Raw genomic sequence first — 20,905 nt, forward strand, 5'->3', positions numbered from 1 at the left:
AAGTAGCTCTTTCTGTCGGCAAACTTACGGAGTTTGAACCCGTTTCGCTGAAATTTAAACAAGCTTTAATATAAAAACCGTGTTGCTGTATTGTATTATTCGGTGGAAAGACGTAATTTTGCACAACTATATTTATTAGCATGAAAAAGTACATCGTTATAGGTCTCCTTTCTGCCGGAGTTTTATCTTCGTGCGGAGAGTATAATAAAGTGCTGAAAAGCACAGACTACGAATATAAATATGAAGCTGCAAAAGCTTATTTTGCGAAAGGACAAAACTCGAGAGCGGCAACTATTCTTGAAGAGTTGATACCTATTATGAAAGGTACATCCAACGGAGAGGAGTCTTTGTATATGTTGGCTATGACTTATTATAATCAGGGAGATTTTGTAACAGCTTCTCACTATTTTAATACCTATTATACGACTTATCCTCGCGGTACCTATACCGAATTGGCCCGTTTCCATAGTGGTAAGGCTCTTTATCTGGATACTCCGGAACCTCGATTGGATCAGAGTAGTACATACAAGGCTATCGATGAGTTGCAGATGTTTTTGGAATATTTCCCGACAAGCAATCGTCGTGATATAGCCCAGAATATGATATTTGAACTGCAGGATAAACTGGTAGAAAAGGAATATCTTTCTGCCAAGTTGTATTACGATTTGGGGTCTTACACCGGAAATACCGTATACAGTAGTACGGGTAATAACTATCTGGCTGCTGTTGTGACTGCTCAGAATATTCTTCGTGAATATCCGTACACTCAGAGACGTGAGGATTTGTCTATTTTGATTCTCCGTGCCAAATATGATATGGCAAAGGAAAGTGTCTTGGAAAAGAAAGCTGAGCGTATGCGCGAAACCATTGACGAATATTATGCATTCAAAAATGAGTTTCCTGATAGCAAGTATATGAAAGAAGTAGAGGCTATCTTTAAAGATGCCAGCAAATATGTGAATGACGAAAATTAATCAGTTTATAATTAAATAAGAAATTATGGATTACAAAAAAACAAACGCTCCGACGAATACTGTTACTCGTAACATGATGGAATTGTGCGAAGATACTGGTAATGTATACGAAACAGTGGCAATCATCGGTAAACGTGCAAATCAGATTGCAGTGGAAATGAAAAATGATCTTTCAAAGAAATTGCAGGAGTTTGCGTCTTACAATGATAACTTGGAAGAGGTATTTGAAAACAGAGAACAGATTGAAATTTCTCGTTATTACGAAAAACTTCCGAAGCCGACTTTGATTGCTACTCAGGAGTATATCGAAGGAAAGGTATATTATAGAAACCCTGCGAAAGAGAAAGAAAAACTGCAGTAAAGATAGAATACGGTTTACGATTATGATACAGCGTATTCAAACAGTTTATTTGCTGATCGTAGCTATCCTGATGGTAGTTATGATGTCTTTCCCGGTTGGTAATCTGATTGCTGCCGACTATACGGTAACAGAGTTTACCAATTTGGCTTTGGTAGCCGCTGACGGTACTGCCGATTATGCTCCTTGGGCTATGTTTGTAATTTTGCTGGTGGTAGGATTTGTAGCTTTAGGAACAATTTTCTTGTATAGAAAGCGTATGCTGCAGATTCGTTTGACTTTGTTCAGCATTATTCTGCTGGTCGGCTATTATGCTACATTGGTAACTTTTGTACTGATGTTGAAAGGGGAGAATAGTTTTGCTCCGTCGTGGACACTTTGTTTGCCTTTAGTCGCTATTGTATTGAATTGGTTGGCAATACGTGCTATTGGTAAAGATGAAATGCTGGTAAAGGCGTACGAAAGACTTCGTTAATAGAGAACTTATTTATAATATAAAAAATCAAGCTTGGCTTTGTGAAGCGGTTGCTTTTCTCAGCCAAGCTTGATTTTTTTGTATTCCTGTATAAGGGATAATGATATTAATTGGATTAAGAACTATTATTTCTTTTCCAGCCATTTTAGATTGAACTGGTAATATAGGTTGCTACTTACAATATGTATTGTATTATCCGGGGTTTGTGTTCCTGCCAGATAACCTCTGGGTTCTGCATGAGTGGCATCCATAATGAAATGTCCAGTCCATGCTCCTCCATTCAGAAAACGTGTTGTTCCGTCTGTCAGTAGCTTTTTAACGGGCCAGGTCTTTCCCTCGTCGTAGGATACGGCTGCGTACATTCCATATCCGGTGTACGTGGTTCCATCGGCAGCAGTAAAGGTCAGTCCTTTTTCTTTTTTCGGAGTACGTTGCGGATGGTCGGTAAACGAAACAAGAAGAATAGCTCCTTCATTCAGTCTCATCAATACCAGTCGCTGTCCTCCGTCGATGGGAGGGAAGGGAGAAGGAGAGTAGGTCCATGTTTTACCCAAATCGTGTGACAAACTCATAGGCATTCTTTTCTTTCCTTCCTGATTGACGATACTGTTACCTCTTCCTAAAGCCATAAGCGTGCCGTCTTTTAAGGCCACTACTCCTGCATGTATTCCTGCAATAGTACTTCCCTGCTTATCTTTGTTGAAGTCGGGCAAGGCTTTTCCGTCCCAAGGGTCAGTCCATGTTTTACCTTCATCTTTACTGATATGAATGGCACTTCCGTCATGACTTCCTGGTCCGGCATCACATGCCTGGATAAGGTATCCTTCTTTCGATCTTGATGTACCTGAAATGACTTGATGTCTTTTGGTATGCTCTGAAGCTATGATTTGTGGTTTGCTCCAGCTTAATCCATTATCATGGCTTCTGCGAAGTATCATCATCAGGTTTTGCCAGTCGCCTGCAGCTTCTACTCCATTCAGGTGAAGCAGTTCTCCTTTGCCATTGTTGAACAGAGATGTTCCTGTCAGATTCCGGCCCGGTATTTTGAGAAAGAGTTCAGCTTCGCTCCATTGTCTTGTGCCTTTCTTCAATCGGGATGAGAGTACAGCCATCTCTCTGCTGTTTTCCTCATTGGCAGAAAACCAGACGGCGAGTAAGTCACCGTTATCGCACCAGGTAAGAGAGGGTTGATGGTTGTGTTTGTAGAAAGGAATTTTTTTATTGGAAGGAGGTATGACATAAGGAATAGGAGGAAGAAAGAATGCTTTTTCTTTGTCTATTCTGCAAGATATGGGGTTGAAGTCGCTCTCTACCACTCTGAATCCGGTCAGACTATGTTTATCTTCCGGAATCATAGCCATTCGGGTTGCACTTCGTAAATATTGTACAGGGGTATGGTGACTTCCGCCTCGGGTTATTTTGTATTCTCCTTCGTCCGGGCCTACCGGATTGGTTTGAGCTTCGCTGCTATATGCTCCATACCAGTCGTAACACCATTCTTCTACATTGCCGTGCATATCGTATAACCCGAAAGCATTGGGTGCCGACTGAGCCACCTTTAGAGAAACAGGTTGATAATCTCTGGCAATGACTTGGTTCTTGCACATTTCTTCCGGAAGGGCATCTCCTGTATTATATGGAGTATAACTTCCGGCACGACAGGCATATTCCCATTCGGCTTCGGTAGGCAGTCGGTAGTTTTTTCCTTCTTTTTTACTGAGCCATGTACAGAAATCAACGGCATCTTGATACGAAACATAAACTACTGCATCATTATCGTTGCAGGAAAGTCCGTTTTTCCCTCTGTACTTCTTATGACTGGGCATAAATTCTTCGAACTGTGCATTGGTTACTTCTGTAACACCCATTCTGAAAGAATAGGTCAGTGTCACAGGATGGATGGGAGATTCATCGGTTCCGGCAGTAGCATCTGTACTTCCCATGTAAAAAGTTCCGGCAGGAATATTTACAGTCTCTATACGTTGGCTGTATAGATTGTTGCATATCAAGCAAGAACAGCAGACGGTTAAAAAGGTTTGTAGTTTTTTCATGTAATTATTAGTCAAAGTAGTTCTTATTCAAATTCTTTTATGTTGCCATGTTCCTTTCTTTATATAGAAGTAGCTGACTATACCGATGCAAAATGCATAAAGATGTTCAGTTGTCCAACAGATAGCAACATCAGCTTTTAGCCCCATTACAATGATTGATGTATAGATCAGGTAAATGCAAAGTGAAGCCATCTCCAGTATGAAGGCTGCCCTTGTGTTTCCGGTACCGGATACAGCTTGAAAATAAATATGACCAGGTATCATGAACAGATACGAAGAACATAGTACCCATAAGGTAGGTATGCAGGCTTGTTTCAGTTCTTCAATGTCTGTATAAATACTTAGTACCGGAATCGGTAGTAAAGCGATTAGCGCTACAAGAGGGAGTACGATGTAGGCGCACAAGCGGATGTGTTGGCGGATAAGGGCAGGTACTTCATGTACATGGCCTGCTCCAATCTGATTGCTTATCAAAGAACCGCAGGTAGAGGAGAAAGCCGCTACTGTCATGAACGGTAAGCTCGATACACTGCGAATAATGTTGGAGATAGCTAAAGGTCGTTCTCCTAAATGCTCTATGAAAATGAAAAACAGAAACCAGGTAGACAGTGATACGAAGTTCTGTATCATGGTCCATAAGGAAATATGCATTATCTGTACAAGTTCTTTGGCTCGGAATGCTGGAATAATATGTAGGGCATATTTCCGGTAATCAATTCGTCTCCTTGTATAAATGATGAAAAAGATGACAGAGACCAGTTCTGCGAGTGAAGAACCGATGGCTGCTCCGGCAATGCCTAAAGCAGGAAAGCCGAACTTACCGAATATTAATGTGTAGTTGAATATCACATTAGAAAGTACCATGACTATAGAATTCAGTGTCAGTGTCTTTGTCTGTGTGGTACCGACAAAGAAGGCACGGAACATAGCTCCGATGAAAGAGAAAAAGAAACCGAATACTCTCCAGTGGATGTAGTCGGCTGCTGCATCTCTTACGTGAGGAGACGAAATCAGGAATCCTAAAATCTCATCAGAAAAGATTTGCGACAAGGTAAACACAACTGCACTCATGGTCATCAGAAAATAGATGCCTTGATAGAAAATATTTCCTATGGCCTGATATTGCTCTTCTCCATTGCGTCGGGCTATTAAGATTTGAGAACCGATGGTAAAACCGAATCCAATCATGAAAATAGCAAGGTAATATACACCGGCAATGGCAGATGCTCCTAACTCAACTTCTCCTACACGTCCTAAAAAGGCAGTATCGGTAATTCCAATCATCTGCTCCATCAACAGACTGATTAGAATAGGATAGGTTATAAGCCAGATTTGTTTGTGGGTATAATGTGTTGCTGATGATTTCATCCGAATAATGGTTTGCTTTTTCCACTTATTTCTTGTATGTCAATGCGGATAATCTCAGTCCGGAAGAAAGATTTTTCAGCATATGTCATGCCTTTTATCTTATGCTCCGGGCAGTATTTGCTAATGAATAAAGAAAGGGCCGACATACGTTCTGCATCCGGTAGACTATGATAGGCTTCTCCCTGTACGACCACACTTTCGTAGGCCGTAGTAAACTGTTCCGGAAGTACTTTGGTTCTTCCTATTACGCAAAAAGAAACCCGATTGCACCGATCGATACAATTCAGTTTTCTGCCTACGGGAGCACAATGTATATAAATGGAATTTCCTCTGTCCCATACGTAACTTAAGGGGATACCATAAGCTCCGTCTCCGTTCTCAGATTGCATGGAAAGTATTCCAAATTCCCCTTCTTTTAAAATCTCAAATGCGCGTGTTTCGTTTAATGTACGATCCTGACGTCGTACATGCTCATTGGTGAATTTCATAATGCGATATATTCTGTTTATTTATGCACAAAAATGATGCGGCAAAGTTATTTATTTTTTCGTATCTTTGCGCTTTCTAAAATAAAAAGAACACTATGAAATCAGACATCGAAATTGCTCGTAGTATTGAGCTGACTAAGATTAAACAGATTGCACGTGACTATGATATCCCCGTAGAAGAAATTCAAAATTACGGACGTTACATCGCAAAAGTTCCTGAAACATTGATAGACGATGAAAAAGTAAAGAAAAGTAACTTAATACTGGTTACTGCTATTACTCCGACTAAAGCCGGTATTGGTAAGACTACGGTGTCTATTGGTTTGGCTTTAGGTCTTAATAAGATTGGCAAAAAAGCAATTTGTGCATTGCGTGAGCCTTCTTTGGGTCCGTGTTTCGGTATGAAAGGTGGAGCAGCCGGAGGTGGATATGCTCAGGTTCTTCCGATGGAGAAAATCAACTTGCACTTTACCGGTGACTTCCATGCCATTACTTCTGCCCATAATATGATTGCGGCTTTGCTGGATAACTATATGTATCAGAATCAGGATAATGGCTTTGCCTTGAAAGAAGTTTTGTGGAATCGTGTGCTTGATGTAAACGACCGTGGCCTTCGTTATATTGTGACCGGATTGGGAGGAAAAACCAATGGTATTACCCGTGAATCTGGATTTGATATCACTCCAGCTTCCGAGATTATGGCAATTTTGTGTCTGGCTACAGATGAAGATGATTTGCGCCGTAGAATCGAAAATATTTTGTTGGGCTTTACTATCGACAATAAGCCGTTTACTGTAAAAGATCTGGGTGTGGCTGGTGCCATTACTGTATTGTTGAAGGATGCGATTTCTCCTAACCTGGTACAGACAACAGAACATACAGCTGCTTTCGTTCATGGTGGTCCGTTTGCTAACATTGCTCACGGTTGTAACTCTGTGCTGGCTACCAAACTGGCTATGACATTCGGCGATTATGTAATTACAGAGGCTGGTTTCGGAGCTGACTTGGGAGCAGAGAAATTTTATGATATCAAGTGTCGCAAGGCGGGATTGCAGCCTAAACTGACTGTCATAGTAGCTACTGCACAAGGATTGAAAATGCATGGTGGAGTCAGCCTTGACAAGATAAAAGAACCTAATATGGAAGGTTTATATAAAGGACTTGCCAATCTGGAAAAACACTTGCGTAACTTACAGTCATTCGGTCAGACCGTTGTAGTTGCATTCAACCGCTATGCAAATGATTCGGATGAAGAAATCGAATTTGTACGTTCTCACTGTAAATCTATTGGTATTGGTTTTGCTGTAAACAATGCCTTTGTGGAAGGTGGAGCAGGAGCGGTAGAGTTGGCTAATCTGGTTGTGGATACCATTGAAAACAAACCTTCTCAACCTCTTCATTTTGCATACGAAGAAAAAGACAGCATTGAAGAAAAAATCCGTAAAGTGGCATGCGATCAATATGGTGCCAGCATCATTACATATAGTGCTACAGCTAAGAAGAAAATCAAGATGGCAGAAAGTTTGGGATATGAAAAATTCCCTATCTGTATTGCCAAGACTCAATATTCATTCTCAACCGATGCTAAACAGTATGGTGTGGTAGAAGGTTTTGAATTCCATGTACGCGACATTGTACTGAATGCAGGAGCTGAGATGCTGGTAGTAATTGCCGGAGAAATTATGCGTATGCCGGGATTGCCTAAAGAGCCTCAGGCTTTACATATCGATATTGTGAATGGAGAAATAGAAGGTTTGTCATAAATTTTGGCCGTATAACGAACGAACTTCAGGAATAATTTCTACTTTTGTAGAAGATTGTTTAGATTATTCCTGATTAATAAAATAATTGTTCTTATGAAGAAAAGAATCCTTGTCACTGGTGGAACCGGATATATTGGTTCGCATACAGTAGTGGAATTGCAGAATAACGGATATGAAGTGATTATTGTCGACAATCTTTCAAATTCACGTGCGGAAGTCGTAGACAGTATTGAAAAGATTACAGGTATTCGTCCGGCTTTTGAAAAGGTAGATTGCTTGGACTATGCTGGAATGGATGCTGTGTTCAGCAAATATCCGGGAATTAAAGGTATTATTCACTTTGCAGCAAGCAAGGCTGTCGGTGAGTCTGTACAGAAACCTCTGTTGTATTATCGCAACAATTTGGTTTCATTGATTAATCTGCTTGAGCTGATGCCGAAACATGAGGTAGAAGGCATTATCTTCTCTTCTTCATGTACCGTATACGGACAGCCTGACAAACTGCCGGTTACAGAGCAGGCTCCTATCAAGAAGGCTGAATCTCCTTATGGAAATACCAAACAGATTAATGAGGAAATCATTCGTGATACAGTAGCTTCAGGAGCTCCGATACAGGCTATTCTGCTTCGTTACTTCAATCCGATAGGGGCACATCCTACTGCATTGATTGGTGAACTTCCTAACGGTGTACCGCAGAATCTGGTTCCGTATCTTACCCAGACTGCAATGGGCATACGCGAAAAACTGAGTGTTTTTGGCGATGATTATAATACTCCTGACGGTTCTTGTATTCGTGACTATATTTACGTAGTTGATTTGGCTAAAGCCCATGTGATAGCAATGAACCGTATCATGGATAAGAAGCAGAAAGAAAAAGTGGAAGTGTTCAATATCGGAACAGGCCGTGGAGTTTCTGTATTGGAACTGATTCACGCGTTCGAAAGTGCTACAGGCGTAAAACTGAACTATCAGATTACAGGACGTCGTGCCGGAGATATCGAACAGGTATGGGCAGATCCTTCATTCGCAAATAATGAATTGGGATGGAAAGCCGATACAACAATAGAAGAAACCTTGCGTTCTGCTTGGAATTGGCAAGTAAAACTTCGTGAAGAAGGAATACAATAAATTTTTTTGGAGAATATGCGAACAAATAACACTCTTTTTGTGTTATACTAAGTGCAGACACTTTTAAGGCATTTGTAGATATGTGAATATGTGTAAATGCTTTCTGCTCCTTTGGGTGCAGAGAAGTGTCGATGCATAGTAGTTTTGTCGTGTTTTATTTTGTGTTTGTGTTGTGACTGTTCTCCGGCGTGAGCCGGGGGACAGTTTTTTGTTTGTCACCTCAATGGGAATTTGTATCTTTGCGCCCGAATTGTGAGAGAACATGGAAAAAGATACTCGTTATAGGTGGGCCTGGCATAAGGTAGAACAGTTGCCTTTATTGGCCTATTTGGTAAAATGGTTGTTGCTGTCAGGTGTGGCAGGAGTGTGTATTGGCTCAGCATCCGCGTTGTTGCTGGTCTCTTTAAATTGGGCAACAGATTATCGTGAAGCTCATAAATGGATTATAGCAGCTCTTCCTTTAGCCGGATTGGTTATTGGTCTGATGTATCATTATTGGGCTGGTACAGCAGCTAAAGGCAATAATTTTCTGATAGAGGAAATTCGCTCTCCTCGTGACATTATTCCTTTCCGTATGGCTCCTTTGGTATATATCGGAACGGTTCTGACTCATCTTTTCGGAGGATCCGCCGGTCGTGAAGGTACCGGAGTACAGATGGGTGGAGCCATAGCCGACCAGTTTTCCCGCTTGTTCCGTTTGCATCGCCGCGATCATAAAGTAATGGTACTGATGGGTATCAGTGCCGGTTTTGCTTCCGTATTCGGTACGCCTTTGGCGGGAGCAGTGTTCGGACTGGAGGTTATTGTAGTAGGACGAATGCGATACGAAGCCATTCTTCCGGCTTTTCTGTCGGCTGTTTTTGCTCATCTCACTTGTCATAGCTGGGGAGTAGCTCATACACATTACCCGGCTCCTGTAGTGCCGGAACTTCAGGTTGCTCCTATTCTGTGGGTTTGCGTGGCCGGTATTCTTTTCGGACTTGCTGCGATGCTTTTTTCCCGCTCCATTGGTTTTTGGGGAAATCTTGCCAAGAAATACATTGCTTATCCTCCTTTACGTCCGGTAGCAGGAGGTATCATCATTGCACTGGCTGTATATGCATTGGGTACAACGAAATACATCGGTTTGGGAGTGCCTGCTATTGTGGCTTCCTTTTCCGAGCAGCAGATGTGGTACGATTTTCTGCTGAAGCTTCTTTTTACCACCTTTACTATCGGTGTCGGTTTTAAAGGGGGAGAAGTTACACCGTTGTTCTTTGTCGGTGCCACATTAGGCAGTGCGCTGGCTTTTGTTTTGCCTTTGCCTATGTCTTTGCTGGCTGGAATGGGTTTTGTGGCTGTTTTTGCAGGAGCAACAAATACTCCGGTGGCTTGTACGCTGATGGGGATTGAACTTTTTGGTATTGAGCCGGGTATTTACATTGGCATAGCCTGTGTGGTAGCTTATCTGTTTTCAGGGCATACCGGAATCTATACAGCACAGGTAGTAGGCAGTCCCAAGCATCTGCTGTATTTAAGAAAGAAGGGACATACATTAAAGTAAGCATAAGAAAGATTGTTTTTAAGGATAAAGAGTTATGGCACACTCTAAAGAGATGACATCCGGCGCTTCGTTGCCGTTGATATTCAATTTTACAATTCCCTTGTTGTTGGGAAGCCTGCTGCAGCAAACCTATTCATTGGTCGATGCTGCTATTGTAGGAAAATTTTTAGGAATCAATGCACTGGCATCAGTAGGAGCCAGTACCTCGGTTGTATTTCTTATTTTGGGATTCTGCAACGGCTGTTGCGGAGGATTCGGTATTCCGGTAGCGCAGAAGTTTGGCGCGCACGATTATGTGACGATGCGCCGTTATGTGGCAGTCAGTCTGAAACTGGCCGCATTGCTTTCTGTAATCATAGCTTTGATTACCAGCTTGCTTTGTGCATTTATTTTGTGGGTGATGCAGACGCCGGAAACAATATTCGACAATGCCTATTATTATCTGCTGATTACTTTTATCGGGGTACCTTGTACCTTTTTCTATAACCTGTTGTCCAGTATCATCCGTGCATTGGGCGACAGCAAGACACCTTTTTGGTTTTTGCTGTTTTCTACAGTATTGAATATTTTACTCGATTTACTCTGTATCCTGGTTTTCGGTTGGGGTGTGGCAGGGGCAGCCATCGCTACTGTCTTTTCACAAGGCGTGTCGGCTGTATTGTGCTACCTGTACATGAACCGAAAGTTTGAGATTCTCCGTATGACTCCGTCCGACCGTAAATTCCGTCCGGAATTGGCCAAGCAGCTCCTTTATATCGGTACACCGATGGGACTGCAGTTCTCCATTACCGCCATCGGGAGCATCATGTTGCAGAGTGCGAACAATGCCTTGGGAACTGCTTGTGTGGCTGCTTTTACAGCTGGTATCCGTATCAAGATGTTCTTCCTCTGTATGCTGGAAAGTTTGGGTATCGCGATGGCTACCTATTGCGGTCAGAATTACGGAGCCGGAAAGCCGGAGCGAATTTGGCAGGGAGTAAAGTCGGCTACATTGCTTATGGTTATTTATGTGGTGATTGTAAACGGTATTCTGTGGGGATTTGCAGAACGGTTTACTCTGCTTTTTGTCGATGCTTCCGAACATGAGATAATAGAGAAAGCTGCTTTATTCCTTCATGTATCCGTTTCGTTCTTTCCGTTTTTGGGTATGTTGTGTATTCTCCGCTATTCTATTCAGGGAGCAGGATATACCAATCTGGCCATGTTCTCCGGTGTGGCAGAGATGATAGCACGTATCTTGGTTAGTGTGGTAGCGGTTCCTTTGTGGGGCTTCTGGGCAATTTGCTTTGGTGACCCTACGGCTTGGGTTTTTGCAGTAATATTCCTTGTGCCAGCTTTTGCATATATGTATCGCCGGTTGAAGGTGATTGTTGCACGCGAGCGGGCTGACAAAATGTAATATGTCGTTGCTCCTTTTTCCTTTGTAAATGAAGATTTCAAATTGTCAAATCAGACCTTTCTACATGGCGTTATTTGGAGTCGGATACGGTACCGATGACAAATTTCTCCATTTTTAAGGGGTTGGGGAAATCAGGAAGATAGCAATAACCTTTAAAAATAGAAATCGTGATAGATTTGATTGCAGTAAACCGTGAGATGGGAAGGTGAATACGTCTTTTTCTCCCCTTTTATCAGAATAAAAATGTATGCTGAAATCGGGAGTTGGAGGCTAAAATCATGTAGAAAAAGGCTTGAAAATAGATTTTCTGCAGCATCAATCTACGCGAATGGTCGCGTGGACTGATGCGATTAGTCGCGTAGGCAGATGATACAAGTATCGTAAGCCCTTTATTCAGGTATCGTAGGCTGTCATTTCAGGCCTTATTAATCTGCTGTAAAGCATGTATTTGCCTGCTTTTTGAGTGAAAAATGCTACCGGATTTTCTCGTGAGTGCACTTTGTATTGAAAATACGCGTTAGCGCGAAATGCGGATTCCTCACATTTGTATAGTTAAAAATGTATTTCGGAATAAAAGTGTCAATCTAAAAAATACCTCCGGCCTGCTCTCTTTCTGACTGGCAGGTGAGGGCAGACCGGAATGCTTAGTTCCTGACAGGCAACCGTTTCCATATCCAGCGTGGGATGAGGCGCCATCCCCATACCAGCAGCCGGTATCTCCAGTCGATAATTGCCACCCGTTTTTTCCGTTTCAGTGCACAGACAATGTGTCGGGCAGTGGTTTGTGCATCCATCAGCATAGGATAGTGCTTGTTGTCATTCAGGATATCTGTTTTTACAAAGCCGGGGCGTATGTCTGTAAAGCGAACCGGTATCTTCTGCATATAGGCCAGTTGCTCCAGTGCATCGATGTAGATGTTCTGAAAGCGTTTGCTTGCAGAGTAAGCGGGAGCAGAACCTAAGCCTTTGGTACCGGCTATGGAACTGATTACGGCAATGTGTCCGTATCCCTGCTTGCGGAAATAGCGGAAAGCAGCACCTACCATGCGTACAAATCCTGTTCCGTTGGTTTCCAGTGTACGTATTTCGATGTCTGCATTCAAGTCTCTGTTCTGACGGCCGATACCCGAACTTTGAAGAAACAGATCCATTCCGCCTACCTGTTCTATCAGTTGGTAGAGTCGTGCTTCGGCCTCGTCCTCTTGTACATCTATACACTGAATACTGATTTGTGAAGGAGCTTCGGCTTGCAGTTCTTTTAAGAGTGCTTCCCGGCGTCCGGCTATGCCGATGTGCCAGCCTTCTGCCACGAGCTGTCGGGCTACTTCTTTACCGATGCCCGAGGTGGCTCCTACAATAATGGCGCGTTTATGGTTCATGGTCTTTCTCTATTGGTTGGTTCTTATTTCATACATAAAATCGTGTGCGGTTGGTGTCGTTGTTTCTCCTTGCGCATAATGGAATTTTCCGGCAAAAGGCATCTTCTCGTTGACCGGCCGCAGCTCTTGCGTAAGATGATTGCAGAATACCGTATACGAATGGTTGTTCATTCGTGCTCCAGCATCATCCCGGAAAACGGTAATGTAGTGGTTCAGCGGATAGGCATGTACAATCTGATTGATATCGAGTGCTAGTGCCCGTGCTTCGGCAGGGGTGATGCGGTCGAACAGATTCGACAGATTGAATACAACCAGCTCGGACAATACCGAATGTGCCATCCAGAACTCTGCTTTCAGGGCCGTAAGCTTAGGGTAGAAGGCACATGCTACATGGCGATAACTTTCGGTCCGGAAAAAATGAGCCGCGGTTTCTCCCATTTCCTGAAGCGGATAAATGCCGATGTACGTCAGGGCGGTACGCGGCAACTGGCGGCAGGTGTCGGCAAATGCCAGACCCGATGCTCCTGCTTCATAAGAAAGATCGCAGAATACGGTTCTTCCCGATGCATTTTTCATGGCAGTGGCAAAAAGGTTACCGTTGCCCTCCCATAAAGATCGGGCTGCCGCATATTGACGTGGCATATAATAATGGTTGTACAGCAACGCATAGTCGGCGGGTGCAGACAAGGCAGCTTCCGAACGGAAGGTACAGCGCCCGTAACCGGTTATTTCACGATGATATACTTCATCCTGACGGTTGTTTTGCTCTTGGAAAGGTTGTTCGACGATTTCCGTAAAAACTTGCCGGAATGCGTCGGGCAGCGGGTATACAGCCGGATTCAAGTCCCATCCGGCTGTATAGTCTGGTATATCGAACCGTCCGTTGCAGAAATCATCTGTATTCGTTTCAATGTATCCGTTTCGCATCCGGATGTATTCCATCAGCTTATAGAAGGTGATATGGCTGCCCAATACTTGTGGATTTCCCGTCAGGATAAGTTGCTTACGGGCACGGGTAATGGCCACATTCAGTTTGCGGTCTATCAGAAAATCCCCTTCCCGGAAGGTATTGGCGGTAAGGAAATTCAACTGACTGAAATTGCGTATGGTAAACGAGTAGATGATGACATCGCGCTGACTGCCCTGATAGCGTTCTACGGTATCGATGGAGATATCGAGCAAGGCAGGTATTTCCAGTCGGGCGATTTCCTTCCGGATCATGGCTATCTGGTTGCGGTAAGGTACGATGACACCTACTGTTTTATGGACATCAAAGTTGGCCTCTGTCAGTCGGTAGATGTGTTGCAGCAGACAGGCTACGATACGTGCTTCGTTTAAGTTGGTTTTCTCTGAGAGATGAACCTCTTGCGGAGTTTCTGCCGGGATAAATATCATACGGCGGTTGGCCAGCAGGCGGTCGGTGCTGTCTTGTACTTTTGTAGTATCCGGATATGGAAAAGCTTCTTCCTGATGAGGCAGAGGAACAGGCTCCAGCTGCTCGTAATAGTAGAATGTCTGATTGGGAAATTCGGACACGGCCGGATGCATACGTCCCTGTTTGTGTAGAATGCTGCGGTGGGTGTCCGCACATTGCTTGTACAGACGCTCGAACAGCGAGTTACGGCAGTCGTACAGCCCGATTTGTTGTAAGATAGGGTCATTGACAGCTGCTTCTTCTGCACTCTGCTGTGCGATGGCGGGCAACTGTTTGTAGTCGCCTATCAGTACAAACTTGTCGATGGCATTTGCCTGTCCGCAGCGTGCCGATAAAATTCCGGTCAGGTCTGGTTCCAGAATCTGTGAGGCTTCGTCGATAATCGCCAACTGGAAATGTTTCAGATTAAACAGATGCAGGCGGTTGTTGATGGCCGTAGTAGTTCCTACAAAAATGCGTGTATCGGCAATTTTCTGTTTGATGTCGGTCAGTTTGGGGCAATCCGCCAGACTGTTTTTCAGCAGATAAGGCAGAAAACGCTTGTCGCAGGAGAGCTCGTTTCCGATGCGGATAAACGGAGTCTGTGCGGCGATGCCTGAGTCGACCAGCATACTGCATATCTCGTCTACAGCCCTGTTGGTATACGACAGCAGTAAAAGTGAAGCATCCGGTTCTGTCAGTGCTTCTTCTACCATATAGCGCAAGGCGCAGGAGGTCTTTCCTGTACCCGGAGGACCTACCAGCAGAAAGTAGTCGTCGGCTTGTTTCTCTTTCAGAATCAGCTCATCAAAGCGGCCGTAAGAGCCGTTCAGCTTGCGCTCTGTGCAACAGGAAGGCATACGCTGGCAGAGAATGAGTGCTTTGCGGTCTGCACGTGCCGACAAAAAAGCATACAGTCCACGCATGGCGGCGGTAGCAGAAGAGTCGGAGAAGTCGTGCTCAATGGCAAACGTTTCATGTTCATCTCCTATAATATCTTTGTTCTGCTGCCCGTTTCGCAGCAGAATTGTAATCCGGTCGGTCTGAATGCTGACAATGTTTCCTTTCATCAGAATCTGATTGCGGACATCGGGTTGCTCTTTGTAGGAATAGAAGATAATGATGTCGCCTGCACGGAAATTGGGCAGGAATTCATCGTCTTGCTGGGGAATACTCAGTTCGATGAGGTCGTATCCTTTGTTGGGACTGCTTTGTGCTTTGGAACGGATGGTCAGTCCCAGTAAGATGTTGCCCGATTCCAGTTTCTCGGCAAGTGGCATATGCCATAAGGAGGCAAATCCGTTGGAGGGGTCGACACGTCCTCCGGTCTTGCCTAAAATCTGCTCTTTGGATACGAAGGTGAAGAAGCGCTGGAAATAAGCTCGTTCCAATGGGGTACAGCGCTTTAAAGTATTGATGGTTTCTTGTAGCTGAGGCTCCTGGAAGTCGTTCCACAACCGGTTGCACACCTGTCTTTCGTTGAGCAGGTCTGTATTGAGTTGTTCTACAACGGGGGTAATGGCTCCTTCTCCGAAGCTGATTTCATTGGCAACGATGTAATTGCGCAGTCGCATGCTTTCTCTAAACAGTGTTTCAGCAAAGTGTTCTATCATCAGGCCGTCGGTATATTTAGAGTAAAGAAGGAAGGTCTGCAAGTCGTTGGTCTCTTTCCCGAAGTTGTACATCAAGACTCCCTGATAGAGCATCATCTGTACAAAGTGGTCTTCCTTGTGCTTGCGGTTGAACTCATCTCTTTTACCCGATTTCTGTTCTATCAGCACTTTAAAGTCTTTCTGTAGCATATCGACACGTCCCTGCAAACCTAGTTTTTCGCAGATGAAAGAGGCTTCGAGCAGGGTGTTGTGCTTGTCGAAGGAATGGATATTGTGTGGAAGTATGTCTTGTACAAACGATCGGATATTGACCATCTGTGCCTGTGCCTGTTCATGAAAGTTGGCTGGGAGCGGGCAGGTACAAAACTCCAGTGCCGATGAGGCAAAGAACTTTTTGATGGTACGGGCATAGGTAACCGGTTCTTCGCTGTGTTCGTTGATGTAATCGTCAAGAAACTGGCTGGCCAGGTTACCCATCAGAATGGGGGCGGTATTGGCCTTGGGCTTTACCTTGTTGAGGAAAAAGTTCAGCGGATGACGTCCGTATTCACGGAAGCAGGCCGCCAGTGAACTGATGTCAATCAGGTAGTCCGGATGAATGATAATGAGCTGTGGGATGTAATGGTTCTCCTCATCAATGTGCACATCGAGCAGGTTGATGGGAAGGTTTTCTGTCAGCAGTTCGTGCAGATAGGATAAATCTCCGTTGCATCCTCCTTTCATATAGTCGATGATGATGAAAGGGTCTTCTTCACTGTCGGTCGCAGCAAAGATGTGGTTCTCGTTCCAACTTGTAACCGAAGCTCGTATGTAGGGAATACGTGAGTGCTGCGTACCTTTATAAGGACGGTTGGAATGAGGTATCTGAGGAAGCAGACTGGCAGGAATGTCTTCTTCGAAGGCCAACGAAATGAAACGTACCAGCGCGCGCAAATCGTAAAGATATTCTTCCATCAGGGGCTGGAAGTCGTTTCGCATGGCTGCATTGCAATTGCGGCGCATCGTTTGTATGGCATATTTGTCCGAAGGAGTCATGCGTTTCTCCTTGCAAATGTAGTCGATACGGGAGAACAGATTGGCAAAAGAAAAGGTTACCCCCACTGTCAGTTCGTAGCAGGCTTGTTCCAAAACTTTATACAGAAGTATGTATTTGGCCCGGAGATTTTCGGGAGTTGCTGCGGGCTGGCGGTGTATCTGTTCAATACGGTTGTACAGATCGAAGGACTGTATTTCGATTCGTGAGGTAGAAAAGTCAAACATTATCGGGCAGATACATTAGAGATATTCAGAGAACTGTATGTGTGGAGCTGTGTAAGCTGAAAACGAGGATAAGATATAGTGTATCTGTCTGTGTGAAAGTAAGTTATAAAATTCATACTATCTTTGTTTTTACTATGAAAAACAAAGATAGTGTTTTTATTTTATTTTGTCCGTACTTTTTCTTTTCGCAGTGGCTTGTTGCGGAGGCGCAGACTGTTGGTTACTACGCTTACACTACTCATGGCCATGGCTGCTCCCGCCAGCATCGGATTCAAAAGAAAACCATTGATTGGGAACAGGATGCCGGCAGCTACCGGTACTCCGATTAGATTGTAGATGAATGCCCAGAACAGATTCTGACGGATGGTGCGGACGGTAAGCGCAGACAGACGGATGGCTTCTGGAATTTTGGTCAGATCGGATGAGATTAATGTAATCTTTGCCACATCCATGGCAATATCGCTTCCTTTTCCCATTGCAATACTCAGGTCGGCCTGGGCAAGAGCAGCACTGTCGTTTATTCCATCGCCTACCATGGCTACACATTTGCCTTTCTGTTGCAAGGATTTGATGTATGCAGCTTTTTGTTGAGGTAATACTTCTGCTTGGTAGTGATTGATGCCGGCTTGTCGGGCAATAGCTTGTGCGGTAGAAGGGTTGTCGCCGGTCAGCATCACGACATCGATTCCCTGTTGTTGAAGGAGGGAGATGGCTTCTCTGGATGTTTCTTTAATGCGGTCGCTGATGGCTGCGATACCCAGGACTTGCTTCTCGTCGGCAAACCAGATGATGGTCTGTGCGTCATGGGTAAAGGTTGCTGCGGTTTCTTCCTGCTCGCTGGAAATCCGGATACCCTGTGTTTTAAGCAACTGCTCGTTTCCTGCCAGATAATACTGGTTGTTGAAACTGGCTTTTACGCCTTGTCCGGTGAGACTTTCGAATTTGGTAAGGGGCAGGAATTCTCCTTTCAGATGGTGGGTGACGGCGTTGGCCAGTGGGTGTTCGGAGAGTTTCTCCAGACTGTAAAAGATATTGCGGATTTCTTCGCTGTTGTTCCACCATACCATGTGGTTTACAGTAGGCTGTCCTTCGGTGATAGTACCGGTTTTGTCCAGTACGATGGTGTCAATTCGTTTGGCTGTTTCCAGACTTTCTGCGTCTTTTATCAGGATTCCCTGTTCTGCTCCTTTTCCTATTCCTACCATGATGGCTGTTGGAGTGGCCAGTCCCAAAGCACAGGGACAGGCAATGATGAGTACGGTAACTGCGGCCAGTAGTCCGTGGGTGAATCCGTTCTCTGGGGCAAGTATCAGCCATAATACAAAGCTTAGAAGGGCAATACTGAGGATGACGGGTACAAATATTCCGGCAATCTTGTCGACCAGTTTCTGTACCGGAGCCTTGCTGCCTTGTGCCTCTTGTACCATGTGGATGATATGGGCAAGCATGGTATCAGAGCCAACTTTTTCGGCTTTGAACTGGAAGCTTCCTTTTTGGTTGATGGTGCCTGCAAAAACGCGACTGCCTTTTTCTTTATAGACAGGCACCGGCTCTCCGCTTAGCATACTTTCGTCTACATACGAATTGCCTTCGCAAACCATGCCGTCTACAGCAATTTTTTCTCCTGGTTTTACGAGAAGAGTGTCGTGTACACGGATTTGTTCGATACTGACTTCCTGCTGTTTGCCATCAGGAGTAAGAAGTGTGACGGTTTTAGGTTGAAGTCCGATTAGTTTTTTGATGGCAGCTGATGTGTTGTCTTTGGCTCTTGCTTCGAGCAGTCGTCCTAATAGGATGAAGGCAATGATGACACTGGCTGCTTCGAAATATACGTGTGGCTGTACACCTCGCTCCAGCCAGAATTCAGGATAGAAGAGATTGAAAAGACTGAACAGGTAGGCAATGCCGGTACTGTTGGCTACTAAAGTGTCCATATTGGCAGAGCGGTGCTTGAGTTGCTTCCAGGCGTTGATGTAAAAGTCTCTTCCTAACCAGAATACGACAGGGGTGGAGAGTATCCACATGATATAATTGGCATAAGGTATGTCCATAAAGAACATTCCGATAAGGGCAATGGGCAGTGACAGAAGAATAGCCCAGATGGTACGCACTTTCTGATGGTGCAGTTTTTCTGTATGAGTATGTTCTGCTTCTTCTGGTTCTTGAGGTTGTATGTCTACGATTAAGTCGTATCCTGCTTTTTGGATGGCAGCTTTCAGTGCTTCGGGTGAGCAGAGTGAAGTATCATATTCTACTGTAGCCGTAGCTGCTGCATAGTTTACTGTGGCTGATAATACTCCGGGTTGTTTGTTCAGGGTTTTATCAACGCGTGCCGCGCAGGCGGCACAACTCATCTCGAGTACGGGAAAGGTTTGTTTGACGATTTTATTGTTTGCCATAATTCTTTTTTTATTGGAAGCAAAGATACAATGGCAAACGGTAGGAGGTGTTATATAATTATGGATATGATTTATACGATTTGGTCAATGGCTTTTCTTTTTTGTTCTTTTATTTTCCTGAATTGACTGGGAGTGGTTCCGGTTACACTTTTAAACTGTGCGCTTAAATGTGCTGTGCTCGAGTAGTTGAGTTTTATGGCTATTTCGTTGAGGGATAGCTCGTTGTAGAGTAGTAGTTCTTTTACTCGTTCTATCTTTTGGGCGATGAAATACTTTTCAATGGTCATACCTGTGGTTTCTGAAAATAGTTTGCTGAGCAGACTGTACTCGAAGTGGCATTGTGTAGTCAGGTAATCCGATAGATTGGTCTTGAGATTGTTATCCTGATAGTAAATCAGTTCGATAATTTCTTTCTTTATTTGCTCAATTAGCCGGATACGTTTGTCGTCTATCAGCTCAAATCCGATGGGGCGCAGTTGTTCGTCTATTGCTTTATAGTCGTTGGGTAATAATTGTTCTTCAACGATAACTTTACCCAATTCTATGTGTCGGAGGGTAAATCCCATATTTGTGAGCAATTGTTCTACAACCATGATGCAACGGTTGCAGACCATATTTTTTATATAAATAGTACTTCCTTCCATATCTGTATAACAAACTTTATTTACAAAACTATAAACAATTTGTGAGAAGATGATGTTTTCTTTTATATTTATGGCGATTAATATTGATATAAAGAAATATGAAGAAAATGCTTTGTCCGCAGTGTAAGATTGCTGCAATGTATGTAAAGAACGAGAAAGGGGAACGTTTGTTAGTGTATGTAACAGATGAAGGGGAAGTGGTGGTCAAGAATCCGGAACACTCACTTGATGGGTATGATACATCAGAAGTTTTTTGTTTGGGATGTTCGTGGCATGGTTCTCCCAAACGTTTGGTGAAGTATTAAGATGTTGGGAAAGGAGGAAAAATATTGAGATTATAATTTTCGTATAGCTGTTTGCCTTATTTTTATGCTTTGTTTTTTTGGGAGGGTATACCTTCAGTAGGATGATAATAAAACTATTGAGTGTTGTTTATTTGGTTTTTTGTAAGCAAAGTAGGGCGTTTTTTCTGTGAGTTTTTCATTCTTGTGTCATTTGAGGGTATGTTTTTTCATAAAGATGTTTTTTCCTTGAGGAAAGATAAATATGCTTGTATTTATAATAATGTATATGGAAATCTCCATTGTATCCTCCTTTGCATAAAAACAAGCCATAAAACCTGCTGTAAAACAGTTCTTTGCGAAAATAT

15 protein-coding genes are annotated in these 20,905 nt (G+C 43.7%); 8 read left to right on the forward strand and 7 right to left on the reverse strand.

The window, feature by feature from the left end; genetic code table 11:
- Positions 1-140: 140 nt before the first annotated feature.
- The 3 genes from O6P32_RS09550 to O6P32_RS09560 are packed head-to-tail and all read left to right on the forward strand — an operon-like array spanning position 141 to position 1,807.
- The gene (locus O6P32_RS09550; RefSeq protein ID WP_269878242.1) at positions 141-974 is read left to right on the forward strand and encodes an outer membrane protein assembly factor BamD; all 834 of its coding nucleotides are present in this window, start codon (positions 141-143) and stop codon (positions 972-974) included.
- Between the two features lie 25 nt (positions 975-999).
- Entirely contained in the window at positions 1,000-1,335 is a 336-nt protein-coding gene (locus O6P32_RS09555) for a DNA-directed RNA polymerase subunit omega (RefSeq protein WP_269878243.1), read from the forward strand.
- Positions 1,336-1,357: 22 nt separating this feature from the next.
- Positions 1,358-1,807, forward strand: coding sequence for a DUF4293 domain-containing protein (locus O6P32_RS09560; RefSeq protein ID WP_269878244.1), 450 nt, complete (start codon positions 1,358-1,360; stop codon positions 1,805-1,807).
- A 125-nt stretch (positions 1,808-1,932) separates the two neighbouring features.
- Here the strand turns inward: O6P32_RS09560 and O6P32_RS09565 are convergent, their stop codons facing one another.
- The 3 genes from O6P32_RS09565 to O6P32_RS09575 are packed head-to-tail and all read right to left on the reverse strand — an operon-like array spanning position 1,933 to position 5,714.
- Positions 1,933-3,858: an SUMF1/EgtB/PvdO family nonheme iron enzyme gene (locus O6P32_RS09565; protein ID WP_269878246.1), complete on the reverse strand. Its 1,926-nt coding sequence runs from the start codon at positions 3,856-3,858 to the stop codon at positions 1,933-1,935.
- Between the two features lie 27 nt (positions 3,859-3,885).
- The gene (locus O6P32_RS09570) at positions 3,886-5,226 is read right to left on the reverse strand and encodes an MATE family efflux transporter (RefSeq protein WP_269878248.1); all 1,341 of its coding nucleotides are present in this window, start codon (positions 5,224-5,226) and stop codon (positions 3,886-3,888) included.
- Entirely contained in the window at positions 5,223-5,714 is a 492-nt protein-coding gene (locus O6P32_RS09575) for a pyridoxamine 5'-phosphate oxidase family protein (RefSeq protein ID WP_269878249.1), read from the reverse strand. Before O6P32_RS09575 ends, O6P32_RS09570 begins: the two co-directional genes overlap by 4 nt.
- A 95-nt stretch (positions 5,715-5,809) precedes the next feature.
- Here O6P32_RS09575 and O6P32_RS09580 point away from each other — a divergent pair, with 95 nt between their 5' ends.
- From O6P32_RS09580 to O6P32_RS09595, 4 genes are all read left to right on the forward strand, one after another.
- Positions 5,810-7,477: a formate--tetrahydrofolate ligase gene (locus tag O6P32_RS09580; protein ID WP_269878250.1), complete on the forward strand. Its 1,668-nt coding sequence runs from the start codon at positions 5,810-5,812 to the stop codon at positions 7,475-7,477.
- 93 nt (positions 7,478-7,570) lie between these two features.
- On the forward strand, positions 7,571-8,605 hold the full coding sequence (gene galE / locus O6P32_RS09585) for a UDP-glucose 4-epimerase GalE (protein ID WP_269878251.1): 1,035 nt from the start codon (positions 7,571-7,573) through the stop codon (positions 8,603-8,605).
- Positions 8,606-8,867: 262 nt separating this feature from the next.
- Positions 8,868-10,148, forward strand: coding sequence for a voltage-gated chloride channel family protein (locus O6P32_RS09590; RefSeq protein WP_269878252.1), 1,281 nt, complete (start codon positions 8,868-8,870; stop codon positions 10,146-10,148).
- Between the two features lie 34 nt (positions 10,149-10,182).
- Positions 10,183-11,547, forward strand: coding sequence for an MATE family efflux transporter (locus O6P32_RS09595; protein ID WP_269878254.1), 1,365 nt, complete (start codon positions 10,183-10,185; stop codon positions 11,545-11,547).
- Between the two features lie 644 nt (positions 11,548-12,191).
- Here the strand turns inward: O6P32_RS09595 and O6P32_RS09600 are convergent.
- The 4 genes from O6P32_RS09600 to O6P32_RS09615 form a co-directional block, all read right to left on the reverse strand.
- Positions 12,192-12,926, reverse strand: a complete 735-nt coding sequence (locus O6P32_RS09600) for an SDR family NAD(P)-dependent oxidoreductase (protein ID WP_269878256.1) — start codon at positions 12,924-12,926, stop codon at positions 12,192-12,194.
- 9 nt (positions 12,927-12,935) lie between these two features.
- On the reverse strand, positions 12,936-17,213 hold the full coding sequence (locus O6P32_RS09605; protein ID WP_269878257.1) for an AAA domain-containing protein: 4,278 nt from the start codon (positions 17,211-17,213) through the stop codon (positions 12,936-12,938).
- A 161-nt stretch (positions 17,214-17,374) separates the two neighbouring features.
- Positions 17,375-19,612, reverse strand: a complete 2,238-nt coding sequence (locus O6P32_RS09610) for a heavy metal translocating P-type ATPase (RefSeq protein ID WP_269878258.1) — start codon at positions 19,610-19,612, stop codon at positions 17,375-17,377.
- Between the two features lie 71 nt (positions 19,613-19,683).
- Positions 19,684-20,256 (reverse strand): helix-turn-helix domain-containing protein, encoded by a 573-nt coding sequence (locus O6P32_RS09615; RefSeq protein WP_269878260.1) that lies wholly within the window; start codon positions 20,254-20,256, stop codon positions 19,684-19,686.
- Between the two features lie 98 nt (positions 20,257-20,354).
- On the opposite strand from O6P32_RS09615, the gene O6P32_RS09620 reads away from it, so the two are divergent.
- A complete protein-coding gene (locus O6P32_RS09620; protein WP_269878262.1) occupies positions 20,355-20,561 on the forward strand; it encodes a hypothetical protein in 207 nt (68 codons plus the stop codon).
- The last annotated feature ends 344 nt before the right edge of the window (positions 20,562-20,905 follow it).

This window comes from Phocaeicola acetigenes, from assembly GCF_027529745.1.
Taxonomy (GTDB): Bacteria; Bacteroidota; Bacteroidia; order Bacteroidales; family Bacteroidaceae; genus Phocaeicola; species Phocaeicola acetigenes.

Bases quoted from the DNA above. Each gene is read 5' to 3' on its own strand.
- O6P32_RS09550 (WP_269878242.1), top strand. From the start codon at position 141: ATGAAAAAGTACATCGTTATAGGTCTCCTTTCTGCCGGAGTTTTATCT.
- O6P32_RS09555 (WP_269878243.1), top strand. From the start codon at position 1,000: ATGGATTACAAAAAAACAAACGCTCCGACGAATACTGTTACTCGTAAC.
- O6P32_RS09560 (WP_269878244.1), top strand. From the start codon at position 1,358: ATGATACAGCGTATTCAAACAGTTTATTTGCTGATCGTAGCTATCCTG.
- O6P32_RS09565 (WP_269878246.1), bottom strand. From the start codon at position 3,858: ATGAAAAAACTACAAACCTTTTTAACCGTCTGCTGTTCTTGCTTGATA.
- O6P32_RS09570 (WP_269878248.1), bottom strand. From the start codon at position 5,226: ATGAAATCATCAGCAACACATTATACCCACAAACAAATCTGGCTTATA.
- O6P32_RS09575 (WP_269878249.1), bottom strand. From the start codon at position 5,714: ATGAAATTCACCAATGAGCATGTACGACGTCAGGATCGTACATTAAAC.
- O6P32_RS09580 (WP_269878250.1), top strand. From the start codon at position 5,810: ATGAAATCAGACATCGAAATTGCTCGTAGTATTGAGCTGACTAAGATT.
- galE (WP_269878251.1), top strand. From the start codon at position 7,571: ATGAAGAAAAGAATCCTTGTCACTGGTGGAACCGGATATATTGGTTCG.
- O6P32_RS09590 (WP_269878252.1), top strand. From the start codon at position 8,868: ATGGAAAAAGATACTCGTTATAGGTGGGCCTGGCATAAGGTAGAACAG.
- O6P32_RS09595 (WP_269878254.1), top strand. From the start codon at position 10,183: ATGGCACACTCTAAAGAGATGACATCCGGCGCTTCGTTGCCGTTGATA.
- O6P32_RS09600 (WP_269878256.1), bottom strand. From the start codon at position 12,926: ATGAACCATAAACGCGCCATTATTGTAGGAGCCACCTCGGGCATCGGT.
- O6P32_RS09605 (WP_269878257.1), bottom strand. From the start codon at position 17,213: ATGTTTGACTTTTCTACCTCACGAATCGAAATACAGTCCTTCGATCTG.
- O6P32_RS09610 (WP_269878258.1), bottom strand. From the start codon at position 19,612: ATGGCAAACAATAAAATCGTCAAACAAACCTTTCCCGTACTCGAGATG.
- O6P32_RS09615 (WP_269878260.1), bottom strand. From the start codon at position 20,256: ATGGAAGGAAGTACTATTTATATAAAAAATATGGTCTGCAACCGTTGC.
- O6P32_RS09620 (WP_269878262.1), top strand. From the start codon at position 20,355: ATGAAGAAAATGCTTTGTCCGCAGTGTAAGATTGCTGCAATGTATGTA.